General features: G+C 35.0%; 16 protein-coding genes. 6 read left to right on the forward strand and 10 right to left on the reverse strand.

What is annotated here, in order from left to right:
- Nucleotides 1–58 precede the first annotated feature (58 nt).
- Nucleotides 59–1,909, reverse strand: coding sequence for a TniQ family protein (locus tag JOC95_RS09800; protein WP_204415665.1), 1,851 nt, complete (start codon nucleotides 1,907–1,909; stop codon nucleotides 59–61).
- Between the two features lie 93 nt (nucleotides 1,910–2,002).
- Here JOC95_RS09800 and JOC95_RS09805 point away from each other — a divergent pair, with 93 nt between their 5' ends.
- The 3 genes from JOC95_RS09805 to JOC95_RS09815 all read left to right on the forward strand — a co-directional run bounded on the left by JOC95_RS09805 (nucleotide 2,003) and on the right by JOC95_RS09815 (nucleotide 4,525).
- On the forward strand, nucleotides 2,003–2,347 hold the full coding sequence (locus JOC95_RS09805; RefSeq protein ID WP_204415667.1) for a helix-turn-helix domain-containing protein: 345 nt from the start codon (nucleotides 2,003–2,005) through the stop codon (nucleotides 2,345–2,347).
- 187 nt (nucleotides 2,348–2,534) lie between these two features.
- Nucleotides 2,535–4,220, forward strand: a complete 1,686-nt coding sequence (recJ, locus tag JOC95_RS09810) for a single-stranded-DNA-specific exonuclease RecJ (RefSeq protein ID WP_239582828.1) — start codon at nucleotides 2,535–2,537, stop codon at nucleotides 4,218–4,220.
- Nucleotides 4,217–4,525 (forward strand): hypothetical protein, encoded by a 309-nt coding sequence (locus JOC95_RS09815; RefSeq protein ID WP_204415669.1) that lies wholly within the window; start codon nucleotides 4,217–4,219, stop codon nucleotides 4,523–4,525. The genes recJ and JOC95_RS09815 overlap by 4 nt, the downstream gene beginning before the upstream one ends.
- 15 nt (nucleotides 4,526–4,540) lie before the next feature.
- Here JOC95_RS09815 and JOC95_RS09820 read toward each other — a convergent pair whose 3' ends face one another.
- Genes JOC95_RS09820 through JOC95_RS09830 form a run of 3 tightly spaced genes read right to left on the reverse strand, consistent with a single transcriptional unit; the run spans nucleotide 4,541 to nucleotide 10,898 of the window.
- Nucleotides 4,541–7,516 carry a type I restriction endonuclease subunit R gene (locus JOC95_RS09820; protein WP_204415671.1) on the reverse strand — a complete coding sequence of 992 codons (2,976 nt, stop codon included), beginning with the start codon at nucleotides 7,514–7,516 and terminating at the stop codon, nucleotides 4,541–4,543.
- Nucleotides 7,513–8,859: a restriction endonuclease subunit S gene (locus JOC95_RS09825; RefSeq protein ID WP_204415673.1), complete on the reverse strand. Its 1,347-nt coding sequence runs from the start codon at nucleotides 8,857–8,859 to the stop codon at nucleotides 7,513–7,515. The genes JOC95_RS09820 and JOC95_RS09825 overlap by 4 nt, the downstream gene beginning before the upstream one ends.
- Entirely contained in the window at nucleotides 8,859–10,898 is a 2,040-nt protein-coding gene (locus tag JOC95_RS09830) for a type I restriction-modification system subunit M (RefSeq protein WP_204415675.1), read from the reverse strand. Before JOC95_RS09830 ends, JOC95_RS09825 begins: the two co-directional genes overlap by 1 nt.
- A 171-nt stretch (nucleotides 10,899–11,069) precedes the next feature.
- Here JOC95_RS09830 and JOC95_RS21535 point away from each other — a divergent pair, with 171 nt between their 5' ends.
- Complete coding sequence (locus JOC95_RS21535) at nucleotides 11,070–11,204, forward strand: hypothetical protein (RefSeq protein ID WP_275580545.1); 135 nt, start codon at nucleotides 11,070–11,072, stop codon at nucleotides 11,202–11,204.
- 26 nt (nucleotides 11,205–11,230) lie between these two features.
- Here the strand turns inward: JOC95_RS21535 and JOC95_RS09835 are convergent, their stop codons facing one another.
- Both JOC95_RS09835 and JOC95_RS09840 read right to left on the reverse strand, forming a co-directional pair.
- Entirely contained in the window at nucleotides 11,231–11,596 is a 366-nt protein-coding gene (locus JOC95_RS09835) for a hypothetical protein (RefSeq protein WP_204415678.1), read from the reverse strand.
- Between the two features lie 18 nt (nucleotides 11,597–11,614).
- A complete protein-coding gene (locus JOC95_RS09840; protein WP_204415680.1) occupies nucleotides 11,615–12,403 on the reverse strand; it encodes an abortive infection family protein in 789 nt (262 codons plus the stop codon).
- 133 nt (nucleotides 12,404–12,536) lie between these two features.
- Between JOC95_RS09840 and JOC95_RS09845 the strand changes: the two genes are divergently transcribed.
- Nucleotides 12,537–13,238, forward strand: a complete 702-nt coding sequence (locus JOC95_RS09845) for a hypothetical protein (RefSeq protein ID WP_204415682.1) — start codon at nucleotides 12,537–12,539, stop codon at nucleotides 13,236–13,238.
- Between the two features lie 243 nt (nucleotides 13,239–13,481).
- Here JOC95_RS09845 and JOC95_RS09850 read toward each other — a convergent pair whose 3' ends face one another.
- From JOC95_RS09850 to JOC95_RS09865, 4 genes are all read right to left on the reverse strand, one after another.
- Nucleotides 13,482–14,228, reverse strand: a complete 747-nt coding sequence (locus JOC95_RS09850) for a restriction endonuclease (RefSeq protein ID WP_204415684.1) — start codon at nucleotides 14,226–14,228, stop codon at nucleotides 13,482–13,484.
- 959 nt (nucleotides 14,229–15,187) lie between these two features.
- The gene (locus JOC95_RS09855) at nucleotides 15,188–17,131 is read right to left on the reverse strand and encodes a DUF3732 domain-containing protein (protein ID WP_204415686.1); all 1,944 of its coding nucleotides are present in this window, start codon (nucleotides 17,129–17,131) and stop codon (nucleotides 15,188–15,190) included.
- Nucleotides 17,128–17,628: a three component ABC system middle component gene (locus JOC95_RS09860; RefSeq protein WP_204415689.1), complete on the reverse strand. Its 501-nt coding sequence runs from the start codon at nucleotides 17,626–17,628 to the stop codon at nucleotides 17,128–17,130. Before JOC95_RS09860 ends, JOC95_RS09855 begins: the two co-directional genes overlap by 4 nt.
- Nucleotides 17,612–18,817, reverse strand: coding sequence for an ABC-three component system protein (locus tag JOC95_RS09865; protein WP_204415691.1), 1,206 nt, complete (start codon nucleotides 18,815–18,817; stop codon nucleotides 17,612–17,614). Before JOC95_RS09865 ends, JOC95_RS09860 begins: the two co-directional genes overlap by 17 nt.
- Nucleotides 18,818–19,003: 186 nt before the next feature.
- Here JOC95_RS09865 and JOC95_RS09870 point away from each other — a divergent pair, with 186 nt between their 5' ends.
- The gene (locus tag JOC95_RS09870; RefSeq protein WP_204415693.1) at nucleotides 19,004–20,068 is read left to right on the forward strand and encodes a hypothetical protein; all 1,065 of its coding nucleotides are present in this window, start codon (nucleotides 19,004–19,006) and stop codon (nucleotides 20,066–20,068) included.
- Nucleotides 20,069–20,152 lie beyond the last annotated feature (84 nt).

Raw genomic sequence — 20,152 nt, forward strand, 5'->3', positions numbered from 1 at the left:
AAAAAATATATTTTTATATAAAAAAATCAATTAGGTAAACTATGAAAATCAAATAAAGCTACATCTGCTCTAACACCAACTCCAATTCATTTCGATTAAGAAGCATTTTTCTACACACTCCTTCAAGATAGTTTCTAACATGACCTTGATACACGAGCTTCCTTACTCTCCCTTGAGGTATTCCGTATTCTTTTTCCGCTTCTCTTACGGTAATGTAGGTGCTACAAAAATCATCCACTACCTTTTTAGGGAACCAGTATAACGTTCTACCTTTAGGAGAAATAGTTTTTTCAGGTTGTTCTAATAGCTTACACTCTATTAGTTTGTGCAATGTTCTATCAGAAATATTCATCATTTTTGTAATATCAATAAAATGATAGCCTTTTTGATTTTGATTTTTACGTTTGATGGCTTCTAGAACGGACTTTATTTCAGATATCCGAAAGAAGAAATTGGTAATATTTGCATTAGTTACATTTGTTCTCGGTCGAAGCTTATTATTTCTGATTGATTGAAGTAGGAGCGGTATAGATATTCCGCTCGTTTTATACTTATCTAAAACGTCTTTTAATGAAATGTATTCACTCAAATTAATATCAAATGTTACGTTACCTACATTGCACAAGATTGCCTTGATTTCTGTTCGACTTAAACACTTTTCGCTTCTCCATACATATTCTTTTTCAGTGAGTATTTCCTTCTTCACAAGTTCTTTCACACTCTCAAATGATACCCCAAGCATATCCTTTGCTTCGTAATAACCAATAGCATCTTCTTTTTCCGTTTTTATTTGTTTCATCAAATGTTCTACCTCGTGTTTATTAAATAGGTAGTGCACAGCTTTTCCTCTGCTAACCTTCTTTGGTTCTAACAACTTTTTTTGGATGAGATCATTCAATTTTTCTAAAGAGATATTCAATACCTTTGGCAATTCCCTTTTCACATAGTATTTATCTTTTATCTTTAATGCACTCTTCTTGTCGTAAGATGCAACATTCCTGCTCGTGTTTCCCTCTTCTATTTGTTGTTGACGGAAAGTATTATACGCATTTTGTAAATAGGAACCCTCGTTACTTTGTAACAGTTTTTTAAACTGCAGCATCCTTCTTTTCCTTTTCGAATAGTTCAGCTTTTCAAATCCATTAAGCACCTTTGGAAGATTTTCATTGATGTCAGTTAGTAGCCAATAAACATTACATAGAGCATGGGCTAAATCTTCATTATTAAAATAATTGCCCCCTTTCACCTTTCTAAAAGAATGCACTTTAGTCTCGGTCGAAGCAGTAAAGCTATTTTGATCTTCAAAAATAACGAGAATTTCTTTCGCAAACTGAATATATTTTTCAAGGGAAAGTTCACTTAAAATCTCTATGGGTTTATGAAATATTCGATTGTACATATCATTTTGACTTTTATATAGAAGAGAATCCTCTTTAATATTCTTTGGAGAGGTATTATTAAATGGGAAACTGCATTTCCTGCAGGTTCTTTTTAATAACGCCTTAACCGATATCTTCTCGAAACACTTAGGACACTTATCTACAAGGATTATTGAATGCTTTAAACAAATATTTACGACAGTAAAGTTCCATAACCACTGGTGATGAGGAGTGTCTTTAATACAAGCAGGACAGAACTTCACTCTCGACCGCATCACTAATAGATCATTGTCTTTTGTGTGACAAACCGTAGAACGAGCATATAAATCCGCTGGAGTTTTATTAATGAATGAAAGAATCTTTTCACATTGCTTTCTAGAGAAGTTGTTGGAATCAATCGTGTACATATTCATATGAAGAAAGTCAGCAATAATCTTTGGACCTTGATAGTAATTTGCCTCTGCCAAACGATAAAGAATGCTAGTAATACTTTCATTAGGAAGTATTTCAATCTTCTTTAAAAACTTCATAATACCACTTCCGTTTTTATATTATTCAGACAATAAATTAGTCATTTATGCTATAATTATCCTCATTGAAGGATTAATCTGGGGGGATAGTTAATGTTGGATCAAATAGGGGTAATCATTAGAAATTCTAGACAACAAAAGGGAATTAATTTGCATACTTACGCGGAAAAGCTTGGTGTCTCTGCAGGATATTTAAGCAATTTAGAAACAGGTAAAACGGATACAGTGACTCTCTCCTTTCTACGTACTCTTCAAGAGGAACTCCAATTGTTTAACGATGAATCTCTTTTTAATGATGAGTTGGATTTGTTCCAAACTCGAGTTAAAAGTGCAATGTCCTCGCTTATTAAACTTCATGATGAATACCCAGATCAAGCAGATTACTTCTTATCAATTATTGAAAACGGATTGCCACTGTTGAAAAAAGATTCTCTATAGACTCATTATTTCCAAATAAGACCATTTCATTCATTATAATGAATAATTTATTCATTTTGGTGAAAGTCGTCGATCTGACGGCTTTTTTGTTTCGGTTTATATTCATTTAAATGAATTTTATTTTCATTTAAATGAATAATTTTTGTTTTTTAGGCTAAGCTTATAGAAAATAAAAGGAGGTTTTTTTTTGACTTGGAAACAACTAGATGAATTTACAATAGAAAAACACCCTAATTTCGCTAAACTGATGTACCTGTCTAGAAGGTACAACATAACCCCTACCATGATGCATTATTTGTTTCTATATGGAATAGAGAGTGAGCAAGAATTAGCTAAGTTTATCTACCCAACCGTTAATAACTTTCATGATCCATTTATGTTAAATGACTTAAGACAAGCCATTACCCGAGTGATCAGAGCAATAAAGAAGCGGGAAAACATTTTGATTTTCGGGGATTATGACTGTGATGGAATTACCTCAACAACAATCATGTATAAAGGGATAAAAAAGTTTGGAGGTAATGTACAATTTCGGTTACCACTTCGCAGTGAAGGATATGGATTATCTCAAACAACTATTGATGAGTTGCACGATTCCATTTCATTAATCATCACTGTAGATAATGGATCAAGTGCTCATCAGGCTATGACTGCGGCAAAAAAGAAAGGAATAGATGTGATTGTGACCGATCATCACGAGATTTTAGGTGAACATCCAGACTGTCACTCCTTTATCAACCCCAAAAGGAGTGACAGTACATACCCCTTTGACAGCTTGTCAGGTGCTGGGGTTGCCTTTAAATTTATACAAGCTCTTTATATTGCAGCAAACTTGCCATGGGAAAAGCACTTCACTGATTACATCGAACTTGCAACCCTAGGAACAATAGCTGATTTAATGCCTCTTATGAATGAAAATAGGACAATTTGCTGGTTTGGCATTAAAAAAATGAACTCTTGTCCATCGAAAGTCTTCAAAACACTTTATAAACTTTTAAAAGTTTCAACGGTCGATAGTTCAACCTTGGGATTTGTTGTTGGTCCAGTTTTCAATTCTTGCGGTCGAATTGATGACCCGAATAAAGCAGTAGAGATGATCTTGGGTCCTGATGAAGAACTTGAAGGAAAGCTACGTGATCTAATTCAATTGAACAAACTAAGACAAAAGATAACATTGGATCAGTTTGACAAAATTGATAAGAAGATTATTGATAACAAGTGGCATGAACAAAGAGTAATTGCGGTTTGCGACGAATTTCATGAAGGTATTATCGGAATCATCGCATCTAGAATAGCTGAAAAATACAAAAAGCCCGCTATAGTAATTACAAAGCAAGGCGTGGGTTCAGCAAGAAGCGTAAATGGAACTAGCTTCTCTATTGTAAATGTCATAGATAGATGCAAAAGCTACTTAATCAAATACGGAGGTCACCAAGCAGCTGCTGGGCTTTCCTTATCATTTGATAAGTACTCATTTGAGGAGCTTAACAGGGCTATACAAGAGGCAGCAACACAAGAGGCATTTCATGAACCAATTAAAACTTTTCTTTGTACCATTCCAATTTCTGAATTCCCAAAGGAATTGTTCTATGATTTACACTTACTTGAACCATTTGGTATGGGGTTCCCTAAGCCTATTTTTCTTTCACCACCAATAACAAAATTTAGTGCTGAACAGTTTGGGAAAGAAAGCCAACATCTAAAGTTACAGATAAAGGATAAAACTGTTCTAGCTTTCTCCAAGGGAAACTTGTTGCCATTAGTTAATAGTACTTTGACGGAAATCCTTTATGTACCAAATAACATCGGTCGCATGGATTTTCTGCTGAACGATATTAGATTATGCCAGAACAAGTTAAAGGAGATTATATGATAAAGAAAATCGTCACCATTCGTAAATCAAAGGAAGTTACTCAATATCACATTACCTTTGAGGATGAAACATCAGTTTTAACTGAACTTACATTCTATCGAGATAAAATTTGGCTAAACTCAAATGACTTTCATTTGCTTGAGGATTTTCAGAAATTCTACACCAATTCATTACTAAGAACTAATCTTTTCAAAGACAGGTTAAGGCTTGTTGTCCACGATAAGTCCAAATTAGTTTTATCCTGTAACGAAAATTTTTTAGATGCAGTGTATTCCGTTTTTGAAGACGAAATCACCTTTAAATAAACAAGCTAGTGACCATTATTGGACACTAGCTTGTTTTAATACTTCATATATGTGTTCTCCGATATGACCTTCCAGTTGATCACGGAAGAAATCATCATCTAATACTTTTCCAAAGAACCCTTGGTTTTTGTCGTATCCTTCAACTACATAATCCATAAATCGTTTTCTGAACCCTAATATGAAATCTTCATAGGTATTGTTCTGTGCTTGTGTTCGAAGTGTTTCATCATCAGTTGCAATATCAACAATTTGTTGGATGTTTAGTTTTTCGTGTTCTCCAAATTCTGTACCGTTTTTTGAGTTAAGTCGCTCCAGTATAGCTGTAAGAGGATCTTTTGGCGGGTCTTCATTGGCTCGACCGCCACTAATGTCAATACCAACCGTATGGTCTTCATCGTCTTCTCCAAGAGAAATACTCCCATGTTCCTTCTTTTTAAGTGAGTAATATTCCAGTACCACCTTGTCTTCTAAGTCCACTTTTGTGCCAGGTTTAAGAGCGAGTTTCTTCAAAAGATAACGAAGATACACAAATAGTTTGTGTAAGTCCACGTCCTTAAACGGTGTAATTTGGAGGACAAACATATAAATGCTGTTGAACTTCTTCGCTTTACTGGCAAAATCACGTTGCTCTTCTTCCGTTAAGTTATCATAACGACGTTTTGCCGAGTCAATGTAATTATTAGAAAGCTCAGTATCACGCTTTGTTTGTTTATCCCTATAGAGAATATCCATGAATTTATCGATTTCTTCATCATTTAGAACCATGTAATCCTGCAACTCTTGTTGGATGCTATAGAGCTCATTTGGATCGATATTGCCCTCTAGGACCGTATCTTCGTAATAAGGCTCAAACGATTTACGGATGTCATCTGGATCGTTTACAAAGTCTAAAATGAATGTATCTTCTTTGCCAGGATATGTCCGATTTAAGCGAGAGAGCGTTTGAACAGCTTTTAGACCAGAGAGCTTTTTATCAACGAACATCGTATGAAGCTTTGGTTGGTCAAACCCTGTCTGGTACTTTTCTGCAACCAGTAACACTTGATATTCATCGCTATCAAACTTTTTAGGAAGTTGCTTTTCGGCAAATCCGTTCATCTCGGTTTCTGTATAGTCTTCGCCACTATCCTTTACCGTCCCTGAAAACGCCACTAGTGCCTTCATATCCTTGTAATTCTTGTGTTTGATGTATCGATCAAATGCCATCTTATAACGCACAGCGTGAAGCCGTGATGCGGTCACAACCATCGCTTTTGCCTGACCATTAAGTTTTTTGCTTGTAATCCGTCTAAAGTGCTCAATGATAATTTCGGTTTTCTGGTCGATGTTATGAGGGTGAAGACTAACAAAACGTGAGATTGCCTTCGTTGCTTTGGCACTTTCAAACTCAGGATCCTCTTCAATTTTCTTAGCCACACGATAATACATTTTGTATGTGGTGTAGTTCTTCAGTACATCAATAATGAAACCCTCTTGAATCGCTTGCTTCATGCTATAAAGATGGAACGGATGCGGTTTTCCTTTTGCATCTTCTGTCCCAAACATCTTTAATGTGCTTCCTTTTGGCGTTGCCGTAAAAGCAAAGAAACTGATGTTAGACTGTTTACCAACGCGATTGATTTCATCGAGAATTTTCTCTTCTGTATCACGTTCGTTTGCTTCCGCTTCCTCATCCAATTTTTGAGCCTCTTCAAGCGTTAAACTCGTAGTAAGAGCAGCCATGTTTTTACCACTTGTAGATGAATGAGCTTCATCAATAATAATGGCATATCTCTTATCTTTCAGTGTTCCGAGTTTATCCAAGATATAAGGGAACTTCTGAATTGTTGTGATGATGATTTTGACACCTTTATTCAATGCGTCTGCGAGCTGCGTAGAATTTTCCTCAACCTTCTCCACCATACCTGCTTTATGTTCCAGTTGATACACTGCCTTTTGAAGCTGTTTATCCAAGACTTTACGGTCAGTGACTACAATTGCACCATCAAAAACAGATTCGTTGTTATCGTTATGTAAGGTGGCTAGACGGTGAGAGAGCCAAGAGATTGAATTGGTTTTCCCGCTTCCTGCACTGTGTTGAATAAGATAAGACTGACCAGGACCGAACGCTTTCGCATGCGAAATGACTTTTTTAACCGCATCACGCTGGTGATAACGTGGGAAGATGAGTGTTTCTTTTGTGATGATGTTACCTTCATCATCTTCGTCTTCATCCAGGATTAGATAAACAAACTTATCTAGAACTTCCAAAAGGTTCTCGCGAGACAATAAGTCTTCCCAAACATAATGCGTGCTCAGTTTACCTTCGACAATCGGGTTGCCTTTCCCACCGTTATATCCCTTGTTGAAGGGAAGGAAATATGTTTTCGTCCCGTTTAGTTTCGTGGTCATGAACGCTTCGTTTGTATCAACAGCAAAGCAAGCAAGTGTACGTTGCTTAAAACGGAAAAGGAGATCTTTACCACTTCTGTCATGCATCCACTGGTGTTTGGCATCGCTTACATCTTGACCTGTAAATTCATTCTTAAGCTCAAAAGCGAGAACTGGAAGACCGTTTAAGAAGATAACAAGGTCAATTCGCTCACCTTCTTTGTGAATCAATTCTTCCGTTACAGACAACCTGTTTTTTTGATACAAACCCATCAGCTCTTGATTCAGTGATGTAGGAGGCTTGAAGTAAGCGAAATTCAGATGGACTCCATAATCTTTAATTCCTTTTCGAAGTACATCAATCATTCCTCGGCGTTTCAGCTCGGTGTCTAACCTTGATAAGATCTTTTGCTTGTATTGTGCTTTATAAATTTCTTTTAACCTACCAATGGCTTTCTCTTGCGTTTCCTCTAAAAAGGAGAATAAATGCAATTCATCCACTGCATATTGCTTATTAAAATTAGTATTTGTTCCTTCGATATAACCATTTTCAGTGGTCAAGTATTCTTTGACCACTGTTTGAAAAGCCCGTTCTTTCAATATATCAGGTGTAACATTCATATTTTCACCTCCAACTCACTTTTTTTGAAATTACGAACATCGATTTTACCAGTTACTGCTTCAAAAATAAGTGCATTTTTATAAAGATTAATTTGTTTAATAAATTGCTTATTTTGTTCAATCAACATGTCAATTTGCAAACATTTAGAGTCAAGAAATTCGCTTATTTTTTTTTGTTCGTCTTCTGGTGGTAACAGTACAGGAATTTTTTTCAGTAATTCTTGCCCCAAAGAAGCTCTGGTTACTATATTCATTTCTTTCACAAAATATTTTCTATGAATATTACTTCTAAAGAAGTATTTCGCATAATTAGGATTTAACTTATCGGTAGTTGGTCTAAATCTTATTAAAAATCCTGCAAAAGTAGCATCTTTAACTGTTTCCAAACAGGTAGAAGTTAAGCCGATTTCTTCAACAGTTTCTGATGTTCTCGTAAAGAAAATATCTCCTTTTTCAACTGAATATGTTTTTCTGTCAGCACGAGTACTGTTAACCAAACCACTAATTTCATTAGGCAGTTCTATGCTCTTGTAAACATCTCCATAACTTACAAATGGATATCCAAATCCAAAATCTTCTGAGGATTTACTTATGCCGTTTTGCAATCCTCCTAAAAACCCCAATCTCTTTATGTCCCAGTGTTTTGGAATTTGCCCAATCCAATCTAAACCACTTTCTTTTCTTTTTACATTCGAATTAAGACCTTGTGTAACCGTTTCAGTAATAAGTGATTGTCGATATTTTTGAAGAACTTCAATTAGTAATTTTTTTTGTTGCACAATTTCATCAATACCTTTGCACTTAATATCAAGATATTCTGCAATTTTTAATTGTTCATTTTTTGGGGGGCACAAAATAAATGCATTTTTTATTAAATCTTGATTTAGGAGCTTCGCTCCATAAATATTCAAGTTACAGTTTTTTTCAATAAATATTGGGGCTGCGTAATATAAGTAGCCTATTTCATTATTTGAATTTGGAATAAATGTTGCTATTGCCTCATTTGTATAAACGTCTTCATCCAAAATTTTCACAATTCCTAAAGAAAGCTTAAAAGAATATAATAAACAACCTTTTTTGGATATTTCTGGTTTGTATTTACAAACTGCTTCTTTTGATATTTTGCTTTTAGTATCGCCAAGGGTACCTTTTGTTAGATCTGATATTGTTGCCCAATTGTACCCGTTATCATAGTCATAAAAATCAACTTTAGTTGTATCTGGAGTAAATCCAGTTGTAAATTTATAATTATTTTTTACTTTACTAACATTCCAATGAGTTGGGATATCGCCTAACCAATCTATACCGCTTTTTTTATACATTTCATATATTTTGTTATTCATTACACGAGCACCTTCTTTAAAAGCTCTTGGATTGTTTCCTCCAATTTTATAGCCTTCTGTTTTAAGACTGTAGATGTCTCTTGATGTTCATGTCTGAAGAAATGCCGTGCAAAAGGTATTTCAAATCCTATCTTAGTCTTACTTTCATCAATCCAAGCTCCTGGGAGGTGAGGCAATATTTCATTAGAGAAGTACGATTGAATATCTTTATTTATTGGAACGCTTTCGGTGTCTCGAAGAGTTGGATCAGCCTCTATTTTACCAGATTTATCAAAACAGAAATCTGCAGTCTCATCACGTTCAGATAGCCCCATATAGATAACTTTAAACAAACTAGCTTTTACTTCTGGATTACTTTTAAATAATGGCTTTAATATTTTTATAAATTCTTCACGGTTCTTATAAAGTCGATCTGATACGTTTTTTATTAAGATGGAATTTATTTTCTCCTGAAGAATTTTTCCTTCTTCCAGCTTTTCGATTTTTTTATTATCAGAAGACTTTTTATCTTTCTTTTTAATTAATTTTAAATACTCATCTTCATCAAATAATTTTGTGAAAGCACCTTCATTATAAAGATTTTCAATACGGTCAGTTGAAATCTTAAAATTAAGTTTTAAAGGTCTTTCGATCGTTATCTTGTAATACCCAAAGTCGGTTAGGTTAAATATTTTCGTGTATTCATTTTCTTTAAAATCACCATAAATACGTGTTATGTCTGCAATTTGGGAATCGTTAATTTCATTACGTTTGTTGCCCAAGCTCTTTCTCATTTTAGAGTAAATACGTGATGCATCAACAAGTTGAATCTTTCCTTTTCTAATAGCACCTTTTGCTATATCTTCATTCTTTCTGTTAGAAAGAATCCAGATGTAAGTCGATATTCCCGTGTTATAGAAAAGTTGATCAGGAAGTGCAATAATCCCCTCTAATAGATCATTTTCAATAACCCAGCGGCGTATTTCACTTTCACCACTTCCAGCATCGCCTGTGAATAGTGGTGAACCGTTAAAAATGATTGCCATTCGACTACCTTTTTCATCCTGTTTCATTTTGGAGACCATGTGTTGTAAGAAAAGTAGCGATCCGTCTGATGTACGAGGAAGACCTGCTCCATACCGTCCGTCAAAGCCTTTTTCTTCATGTTCTTCTTTAATTTTTTCTCCGTAGTGCTTCCAATCCACACCAAAAGGAGGGTTCATGAGGGCATAACGAACCTTGAGGTCTTTATGTCCATCGTTATCATTTAAGGAGTTCCCGAATGCAATATGACCTGCATCTTGCCCTTTAATCAGTAAATCGGCACAAGCAATGGCGTAAGACTTAGGATTAAGCTCTTGCCCGAACACTTCTACTTGTGTGCTAGGGTTTAGTTCTTTGATAAATTCTGTTGCTTCAGATAGCATACCGCCTGTACCACATGCGAAGTCCCCAACTTGAACAATCTTGCCTTCTTGCATTAGTTCCGACTGATCTTCATTAAGGATAAGGTTTACCATAAGCTTTATTACTTCACGAGGAGTATAATGATCCCCAGCTTCCGCGTTTTCAGAAAACCTACGAATTAATTCTTCGAATATGTATCCCATTTGCATGTTCGATACTTTTTCTACGCTAAGATCCATGGCTGCAAACAGTTGGATAACGCTGTAAAGCAGGTTATGTTCGTCCATTTTTTTGATTTCATCTTCAAAATCGAAGCGTTCGAAAATCACACGAACATTGGAAGAAAATCCTTGTATGTAGTTCCGAAGATTTGCTGCGATGTTATCAGGGTCACGAAGCAATGTTTGGAAGTCAAAAGGACTCGTGTTGTTAAAATCGTAGCCTGTAATTCTGTTTAAAATAGCATCGTGTTTCACCGTTTTCGCCTTTTCAAGCACTTGTGCTTTAGTAGGAACTAATAAGGAATCAAAACGACGTAATACGCTTAGTGGCAGGATTACATCACGATATTCTTCTTTTTTATATGGTCCTCGGAGTATTTCCGCGTTTTTCCATATGAAGTTAACAAATTCGTTATTTTTAATAATTTGCATAATAATTGCACCTCTATCTGGTTAATATAAATATTATTATAAAAAGGCTTCTCCAACTATTGTACAGTACCATTTAAAAAGAATCAGTAGGAAATTATACAAAAATAGGATATTGATAAAAACATCAAACTTGGAACCTTATACGTACAATAATTATCATGAGGTGACAAATTGGCAAACCAGATTGAATTCGTCTATCACCCATCCACAAATACAGAAATCGATGAAGAAAAAGCGAGAAGGGTAAAAATTCTGATTGCAGAGTTCCTCGTCAAAAAAGCAATAGAAAAAGCCGCAAGCAGTTAGCGGCTTTTTTCAAAATTAACGGACTATCACGATTTCCATGCCTGCCAATTTGGTGGATTATCTCTGAAATAAGTTTTTTTGCATTCTTCTGAGCAAGCATAGAATACTTCTGCACCGTAGAAGTCGGTTAAAGGATGATTGTATGCTAATTCCTTTTTACAAACATCACAGTTTTTTGGTGAATAAATGATTTTCTTTGTAGCAACTCCATTACATTCTTTTGAACAATATTTTGAATAACTAGACGCATTCTTTGTAAATGGCATATTACATATTAAGCAATTCCGTTTAGCTTCATCCTGGCATCTATAAGAACAATAATATATATTGCCTTCGCAGTAAGAATAGGTATTGCATTCCTCGTTACAATGTTTGCATCGTAGTATGTTCATTTTTAATCCTCCTCAACTTTACTCATTAGTCTTGCTGTCAATATAAAACAAAAGAACTCTGGATAAGTTAATAATAAATCTTGCTTCATTTTCCTCAATAATGTCTTCATTTGGATGAGAAAACCCGTGTCGATTTCTAATGTCATTCATGTTCTCAAGAAATTTACCGATTGCATTTACTGTTTGGTTGATGGGTCTTTGGTGCTCTCTAACCTCAATGTTAAAACTCGGATGATCTGTCTTAAGCTTACTCCACATATCCTGGATTTTTACGTTTTGCTCACTAAAAGTGATGTTTTGTTCGTCGCAAAGTGCTTTTAGATAGCCGTGAATAGCTGTATGAGCACGGTCCACTGCACTACCGTACGAATGATTTGATATCAACGTATCTGCTTGTTGAAGAACTTCTTTAACAAACTCGATATCATGCTTCAGTTCGCCTTGTTCGATAACTTCGCCACCAAGCTGAGTAATCCACAGGTTAATTTTTTCGTGAAGCCTCTCTTTGTTTTGGTATTCTCTAGGTGTAATAAATTCCTCTTCTAGTCTTTCTTCAAAGTAATGAAGCGGGTACAACTCTAAAATACCTAACAATATCTTCGATTGATCAGCAGCACTCGATTCAGAAAGTATCTGGATAAAACGGCTTCTTGTTGTTCCTTCGTATCTATTCGGATCGATATCAAGTCCACAATAATTTGGATAAAAGTTTGCATGTGAAGCATAAGTAAAAGTCCCCAAATACCCACCATTTCCACCTAAGTAAGATACAACACTATTTACTTCAGCACTCCCTAATTTCCCCATTTCTCCACTCCTAACAAATATTTGCATCTATAACCATTATATCTATACGGCTCATTCTTGTAATCCATAAATTGGGTAATATTGATACTTTTGACTCATATACATTTCCTATGCGTGAAAAGGGGGAGTGTTTATGAAAATTGATTCGGAGGTTCAAAGGCAATATACAGAGATAGTAAATAGTATGTATGAATTTAATCCATACTTTAACCTGTTATTGAATGGGGAATTTTTCAGAAGTCGTGGAGTGCCCATTGTTAACGAGTATCCACCGCTTAAGGCAACACTTGAAAAATATAGGAAGGTTATTGCAAAGTTAAAAAAGAGAAAATACCATGAGAAAACGATGCTAAATATTCTCTCCAATGAAAATTTCACACAGGAAATAGGATTAAACAATAACCCTAACAGCTTTTATACGGTGAATTGGGATGTTGACAAGCTGATAAGTTTAGTTGGCAAATACCATCTTAAACCGCAAACATTACCTATAGAAATTGTAATGAGCAGGCTTAGCACGGGTTCTGTTCCATACGTCGATGATTCTATGCCTATTCGAGAAGAACCAATTATTGTCGTTCAGTATCCAATGATTTCTGAAGTACCGCAAATTATTGTTGTTGATGGTAACTATCGTACTGTTCGAAAATACACCCGTGGCGATGAAACGATTGACGTGTTTCCAGTGCCGCAGCATATACACATGCAAGCCATGCTAAATGATCTAAGTGTTACCTCATACAAGGTTCATCACAATTGTTTTCACATCATCAGATACATGATGGGAGAAATAACGGAATCGAAAGAACTTAAGAGTTTCTTGTTTCGTTTTTGACGATGTTTAAACTGCTTGTGATTTTTAGAGGTATTGAAAATGTAATATGTAAAAAGTGATTGTTTAAGAAATAGTATCTAATGTTTGGTCCAACCTATCTAAATAGTTTATTACTTCCCTTAATTCCACCGCAGCGTTTTCTTTGGTATATATGTCATCAAACACTAGAGAGTTCAGAATGTTTAGACTTGCTAATTTGAGTTCAACAATGGAGTGTTTATCTAAAATATGCAACTAACCCACCTACCTTTTTGTTTGCTCATTTATTTCTTCCCCAATATTCATTTTATTAGGAATATCAATTGTAGCTTTTTGAAGTAGTCTAATAAGCTCTTCACCATTAATTAACTCTATTGATTTATTAAGGGCATACTCTATTGCTTGTTTTGTAAATGCACCTGTAGTTACAAAATAGCCCCGTTTTGCTTCCATATCAATTATTGCACTATGGAACTTTTGAATATCTGGTCTTGTTACTTTTGTTTTATTGAACCTTTTACATTCCACTAGTATTAATTCTTTATTTTTATGAAGGAGAATGTCTTTTCCGCCGTCTCCTGTCTTAGGTGTTAAGTTCGCTTTATAGCCAAGTAATTCAAATACCTCTTTCATAAAGTATTCAAATTCAAAATGATGCATCTCTTTAATTGACTCCAATTGGCTCTTCGCCTTAATTCTTTCTGTTTGCTTTACTCTATATTCAATTAATTTTAACTCTCGTGCTTGTTGTTTGAATTCTTTAAACTTCTTTTCCCTTTGTTTGGCTAGAAAATAAAGACCAAATAAGAACGCACAAAACACAAATGTAATAGTCCAACCTAGTATATCTAATTGAACAAAAAAGGAAGCAATCTTTACAACTGCCTCTTTAAGTAATATTAGAATTACACCTAGTAAGAATAGAGAGAACATAAAAGACACAATTAATTCTTCTAGATTTGATTTCTTCGATATCCTTTTTTTGCGGTACCTCCCCTTTCTCTTAGCCATTCTACCGACTCCTCATTGTTTTTTTCTAATATATCCAACTACGTAAATTTTAAAAGCCAAAAAAGCAACGATTAAATCGTAAGGAATTTAGATAAATTGGAGACAACTTACTATTGCAACACAAATATTATAGGTTCTCGCAGGTTCTCGCAACTTCTCGCAACAACAAACTACACTAAAAAAAGCTTGGGACATCCCAAGCTTTTTGTTATAAATCATTTTATTCTATTAAAGATTCCAATTCATTGAAGAAAATCAGTGTTTATACCTCTCCCAAGACTAGTTTTTGTACCCATATATTCTCATGCCGCAATCTTCATTATCTTTGCAAGCCCAATCTTTTTTCTTAACTTCTTTCCAACCGTCGTCTAGAAATACTGTTTTATATTCAAGTTCTTCTTCATTTGTGTTTCCGCATGCAAAACATTTAATAGTCATTTATTTCACGTCCCTATTCTATTAATTTAGAAAATACACATTTTTCTTATAATTTTACCATAAATACCATCCTGATTGGTTGAATTAAAACGCTATTTTTTTGCTATTAGACTGTCCGCAGAGGGTATCATGTCCATGAAATGATTCATAGTATTGATACATATTATTTTAGAGACCTTCCTTATTCAACTAAAAGAGAGTGGACAGAGTATGGCTACAAATAATGCATTAACATTGTGCATTAACACTAATTACTACCTACATTCGATTATTATATCCTCTCCACAGAACGTACATGTTCTATCTGTTTCAAAATCGTTATCAATTTTGTCAACGTTGGCAGCACCAACGAATATCAAGTCATGATCTTCAAAATTGCAGTTAGGACAAGTATAATTCAAGCTGACAAAAGCTCCTGTATCATCTTTGCTAACCACTTCATAACTTGTTGCAATTACACTTTGACATAATTAGTCCTCCCTCTATATACCTCAAATAGATAACTTATCGTCAAATACATCCTAATTTTTAATCCAGTCATTTGGTATAAGTGCTCTACCGTTTCTCCATGGCTTTTCTACTAGAGCATCTTGAAATTCTTCTTCCTGTAAATTGGCGTGATCTAGCACAATAATTTGCAAATCAGGGTATAGCTCCTCGCAAACACTGAACAGCACCCTAAACATCATTTTTACTGCTTTCCTATCTTCATCTTTTAACTTCTCAACATCCCCTTCCAGGTCTTCATCTATCTCTGGTGGAAAATACACTTGGGTTGGCTGGTCTAATATAAGGAATGAAGGAACAGGTCTATTTTTTTGGATAAAGTACTTATGAAGGGCAAGATGACTAATTAAGTGGCACCCAAGCCAGTTTTCACCGCTCCCCATTCTATTAAGTGGGATTGGTCTCTCCTCTTGGTCAGCAACAACTGTTAAATTTTTTATATCAAGACGATAGGGTGCATTTGAATGTTCGAGTTCCAATTCCTGTGCCCAATCTGTCATATATTTTGAAATCCTACTCAATATTGAAGTGAGTATTTCTTCTTTATTCTCTTTATCGAGCAGTTCTTCTAAGTACTCGATATGGGATTCCTTTTCACTAATACTCACCAATAATTCATCATCTTCTTCTATTTCACGATAATTCTCTAAAAATAAACTGATTCTCCCAATCACCCTTGATATTCTTCTATTAATATCCTCTATTTCTCTTGCTACTTCTTGTTCATAAATCAATGTCTCAATTGAGGAAGATACAGCTTTAACTACTTTTAACTTTTCTGCTTTTTCACTTTCAAGTGATTCAATGTATGTTCTAAGTTTTGGTCTTTCTTTAACAACCGCTTGTAAATTAGTCTGCAATCTTTGCAAGGAATCGTTCATATTACTTAAATGTGGAATTTCCGAATCTATTTCGGCAGAGCAAAAAGGGCACCTGCAAGTACTACCATCTTCAACTTCCTCAAATAGAGCAATTGATTCTAACCTTAATCTTTGTTCGTTTGCCTGTATAGAATAACCCGATGCTTCATTTGCGTAAGATTCTGCAGCTTTTATTTGCTCGTCAATTACATTTAGTTCATTGATATGCTTGGATCTCTCTTCTCTTAACGATTCAATACCGTCCGTTTCAATACCAGGAATATTTGAGGGTTTAAAGGAAAGACAAGCTTTCAATCTGGTAATCACTTCCTCTTCACTACCTTCAAAGCCCTCTTCAACTAATCCAACTTGCACTGCTTCTTGTAATAGGTTTTGGGCTTTTACTGTCCCACTGCCACTTAGCATTTCCGCTTCTAATTGTTGTTTCTTCAATAATTTCAATTCACGCTTTGTTTTTCTTAGCTCATTCTCTAACTTAATATAATCTTCTCTTACCGCCCCTAAAAAGTAAGGAAGCACATCCTTGATAGCTTGAGGCATGAATGGCTCTTTTTGTCGATGGAACAGAACACTTTCATCGGCTATAACACTTTGTTTTTGAAAAAGGAATAGTCGTGCATGCTTGAAATTTCCTTCTAGCGAATCTCTTGATTCAGCCATTTTTGGAACATGTTTATTTGGTGAAATACCTATACTGTTTCCTAAGAATTCTACAATACTATGTTCATTCGAGTTAGGTTTAATACTTGTTAATGGCGGAGGAGTAATATCTTTACCTAATTCTATATAAGCACCGCTCTGACTTTGCCCTTGACCCTCTGGCGGTGCTTTAGCGATAAAGATTTCTTCGTCATTTAAGTGTAACTTTATAGCATACATGGCGACTGTTTTTCTGATAACGCCTTCGGGAATTAAAAATTCTGAACGACCCAAACAATATTCAACAATCTCAATAATAGCTGATTTCCCCGTTTTGGACTTTCCAGTTATGATATTTACTTTACCAGGTTGGAATTCTATACTTCTAATTTCACCTTCTTGATTGTATAGAATAATTTCCTTAATTTGCAGTGTCATGGACTTACCCCCCACATTGTATAGATGGTCGAACTTGTACCTGTTAGAGCAAACCACTTACCAATAAATTTTGCTTTTTTCTGGTAATCCAAAAGGTACCTTTTTGCTTCAGAATCTATTCTTATTCGCAACCTAGAAGTAGATGTTGATATAAACCCCTCTTCATTTACAATCAACAAATCTCTAATCATTAAAAAATGGATTGCTTCTTTTGTATAAGGGACCATCTCTCTTGCTCTAGATGCAAATCCTATTCTAACTTTTGGATTACTTTGTAACCAAGAATGCATGTATGTACGAGTGGTTCTAGGAAGCAATTCTTTTGTGGGCTTGTGAAGAAGTATTGGCAATGCTAGAAAAAAGAGCTCAAATGTTATTCCACGATTTTCGTCGGCAATCTCCTCATATCCCTTAACCATCTCATGAATTAAAAAAGCACAAAATGATGGGTTTACGAGATTTGCTATTTCTACAGGTCGATTATCCCATTTGTTCATGGTCATCCCCCTTAGTATCATAGAGATAAGCAAGCTTATCCTTATATGTTGGATGCCAACCTAATCTAAAGGGAATATGATCGGCTAAAATGTGAAAACTCCCTACCATTACATATCGTTCAGTAACATTATTTCTGATATTTAGATAAGGAATTTTCATTACATTGTTGTAAAAATCTCTACCCAACCTTTCGAGTAGTTCCTCATCTGAATAATCGCTTATATCCTCGTTTAAGATATCGAACTCTTCTTCCCAAAATTCCATTAGCTTTCTTTCATAGTCTTCTAACTCACTCATACTAATGAGTTGTTCATCAACCCACTTTGCTCTTTGAGAAGATGCTCTATAAAAATCTCTTATGGCTCGATTTATACGTGAGTCTTTTAATGACAAGACTTTAAGTTGCTCAACAAAAATCCTTTTGTCGCCTGAAAATTCATTTGGTGTGTCAGCTGTTGCAAAGTCTATTGGAAGTGAATCTGGTTTTAATTGATCTCTTATCTCTTGTATCTTTTTTTGGACATCAGAACCTTTTATTGTTTCATTAGATCCGAAGAACAAATGACTAACAGACTTTTCAAACCACCAACCTTCTAGCCTTTCGTACAAAGGGTCAATGTGTTCAGGTTTTGCAGCGAACTTTAACTCATTCTTCAATTCTTTTACCAGATCAACAATGTTCGCTTCCTGATCAAGGACGTAAATACTATCTACAAGTCGGTATTGCTGATTGTCTTCCAGAGATAAAAAAGCCTCATATGCTGGTTTATTCCCTTCTCCAGTAGAATGTTTAATATGCTCTAATAACTTAATATGAGCCTCTCTTGAATCTCTGTTTCTATCCGCTTTTAACAAAGATACAAGTGAACCTGACGAAGCTTTAGAAGTAGTAATAAGACTGAATATGACCCCTGGAACTGTAATAGTGCTGTTCTTAATCGCTTCAGACCATATTCTAATACTTTTCCAAAGGTCTGAAGAGCTGTCAGTTAAATTGGCTGGGCGTTTGCTTGAATGGTGCTTTAATTGAAGAAGTTCTATAGGTGTTCCTTCTCTCTCAAATTCTATATCGTCTAAGTTTTCGATGGAAATATCGACAGGATGTTTTTTCATTATCATCAATAAAGCATATCTAATTTGATATAAGTATCCGACCGCAGAGCTTCCTGCTGAAAACGGATTTGTCATTCTCACTCCTCCTTCACTATTTAAAGACATGTTTATTGGTGTTCATAATTCATGTTGCCACTACTAATTATAACAAAATATTACTAATATTTACTTTATTTTTAAATAACACCAACTGTAGATGAAACTTTTTGTATCTTTTGACGTAGTTAATTTGGAGTATTAAATGAATGGAGGAAATAGAGTATGGAACAAATCAATGGGGCATCTATAGAATTCCCGAAAGAAATACTTGATATTATGAAAGAACTTTCAGAAGCGATAGCAATCCTTTTAAATGAAAAAAGAGAAAAATATCTGAAAGAAAGAAAGTTTATTCAATCAAAAAAAATTGGCATAAATGACGCTAAATTATCCGAAAGAAAAAAATCTACAGAACAGTTTACTAATCCGCAATTATATAAACCGAAAAGCCGAGGAATAATTAGCAAATCAATTATGACCGTGAAAGAATTTTATGAAGGGAAAGTTGCCGTAGAATCTTTAACCAGAGCGGGGCGAAATCCACAGTTACATGGGATAGTTCATGAAGTGATGTACAGAGATAAACTTAATGTTAAGAACTTAATTAGTGGGACAAAAACAGTTTTATCAAAATCAAAATCGGCAATTAGGGATGATTTGTTAGTGAAAAAAGGAACGAAAATCGTCGGTCGAATGCAGTTAAAAGATACTGTCAACAGTATTGATAAAACAATCAAACAGGTTAAAAACGGGAAATATTCTAGAACATTGTTAATAGGAACAAAGGAAACAACAAAGGCGTTTCAATCTAAAGTAGCTATACAAACTCAAAAAGGGATCAAGATAACTCAAAAAATGCACTCATCAGGAATATCCTCCTCGGATACAACTAGAATTGCCCAAAGAGCTTTAGGTAAAATTGGTAGTATCAATTCATTATCAAATGTAGCAAAAAAATCCGCTTTCTTTGGAGCTGCGGTCTCTGCAGGTTTAGAAGCATTTTCTTCAGCTGGAGATTACATTAATGGGAATATTACAGGGAAGGAATATGCCAAAAGAATTATAAAAGAAGGCACTGAAGGGGGAGTTACAGCTGCAGTCTCTACCACATCAGGGATATTAGCTACGGCGGGTACCACTCTTGGTTTAGCCAGTTTAGGAATATCAAGTGCAACTTTAGTAGGGGCATCAGCGGTTGCGGTTACGGCATTGCCAATAGCAGCTGGCATAGCTGTTTCCATTGGAGTTGGAAGTGCAGTGAAAAAATTTTTCAAAGGTTTCTGGTAAACCAATTATCACATTCTTTCTCTAAGTTAAAAAAGTAGCCCGAATCACTGACTCATGGGGCTACTTTTTTTATGGATTGAAATT

Source organism: Sutcliffiella tianshenii (genome assembly GCF_016908565.1).
Taxonomy (GTDB): domain Bacteria; phylum Bacillota; class Bacilli; order Bacillales; family Bacillaceae_I; genus Sutcliffiella_A; species Sutcliffiella_A tianshenii.

Coding starts and splice junctions, on each gene's coding strand:
- JOC95_RS09800 (WP_204415665.1), bottom strand. CDS start 1,909: ATGAAGTTTTTAAAGAAGATTGAAATACTTCCTAATGAAAGTATTACT.
- JOC95_RS09805 (WP_204415667.1), top strand. CDS start 2,003: ATGTTGGATCAAATAGGGGTAATCATTAGAAATTCTAGACAACAAAAG.
- JOC95_RS09815 (WP_204415669.1), top strand. CDS start 4,217: ATGATAAAGAAAATCGTCACCATTCGTAAATCAAAGGAAGTTACTCAA.
- JOC95_RS09820 (WP_204415671.1), bottom strand. CDS start 7,516: ATGAATGTTACACCTGATATATTGAAAGAACGGGCTTTTCAAACAGTG.
- JOC95_RS09825 (WP_204415673.1), bottom strand. CDS start 8,859: ATGAATAACAAAATATATGAAATGTATAAAAAAAGCGGTATAGATTGG.
- JOC95_RS09830 (WP_204415675.1), bottom strand. CDS start 10,898: ATGCAAATTATTAAAAATAACGAATTTGTTAACTTCATATGGAAAAAC.
- JOC95_RS09835 (WP_204415678.1), bottom strand. CDS start 11,596: ATGAACATACTACGATGCAAACATTGTAACGAGGAATGCAATACCTAT.
- JOC95_RS09840 (WP_204415680.1), bottom strand. CDS start 12,403: ATGGGGAAATTAGGGAGTGCTGAAGTAAATAGTGTTGTATCTTACTTA.
- JOC95_RS09845 (WP_204415682.1), top strand. CDS start 12,537: ATGAAAATTGATTCGGAGGTTCAAAGGCAATATACAGAGATAGTAAAT.
- JOC95_RS09850 (WP_204415684.1), bottom strand. CDS start 14,228: ATGGCTAAGAGAAAGGGGAGGTACCGCAAAAAAAGGATATCGAAGAAA.
- JOC95_RS09855 (WP_204415686.1), bottom strand. CDS start 17,131: ATGACACTGCAAATTAAGGAAATTATTCTATACAATCAAGAAGGTGAA.
- JOC95_RS09860 (WP_204415689.1), bottom strand. CDS start 17,628: ATGAACAAATGGGATAATCGACCTGTAGAAATAGCAAATCTCGTAAAC.
- JOC95_RS09865 (WP_204415691.1), bottom strand. CDS start 18,817: ATGACAAATCCGTTTTCAGCAGGAAGCTCTGCGGTCGGATACTTATAT.
- JOC95_RS09870 (WP_204415693.1), top strand. CDS start 19,004: ATGGAACAAATCAATGGGGCATCTATAGAATTCCCGAAAGAAATACTT.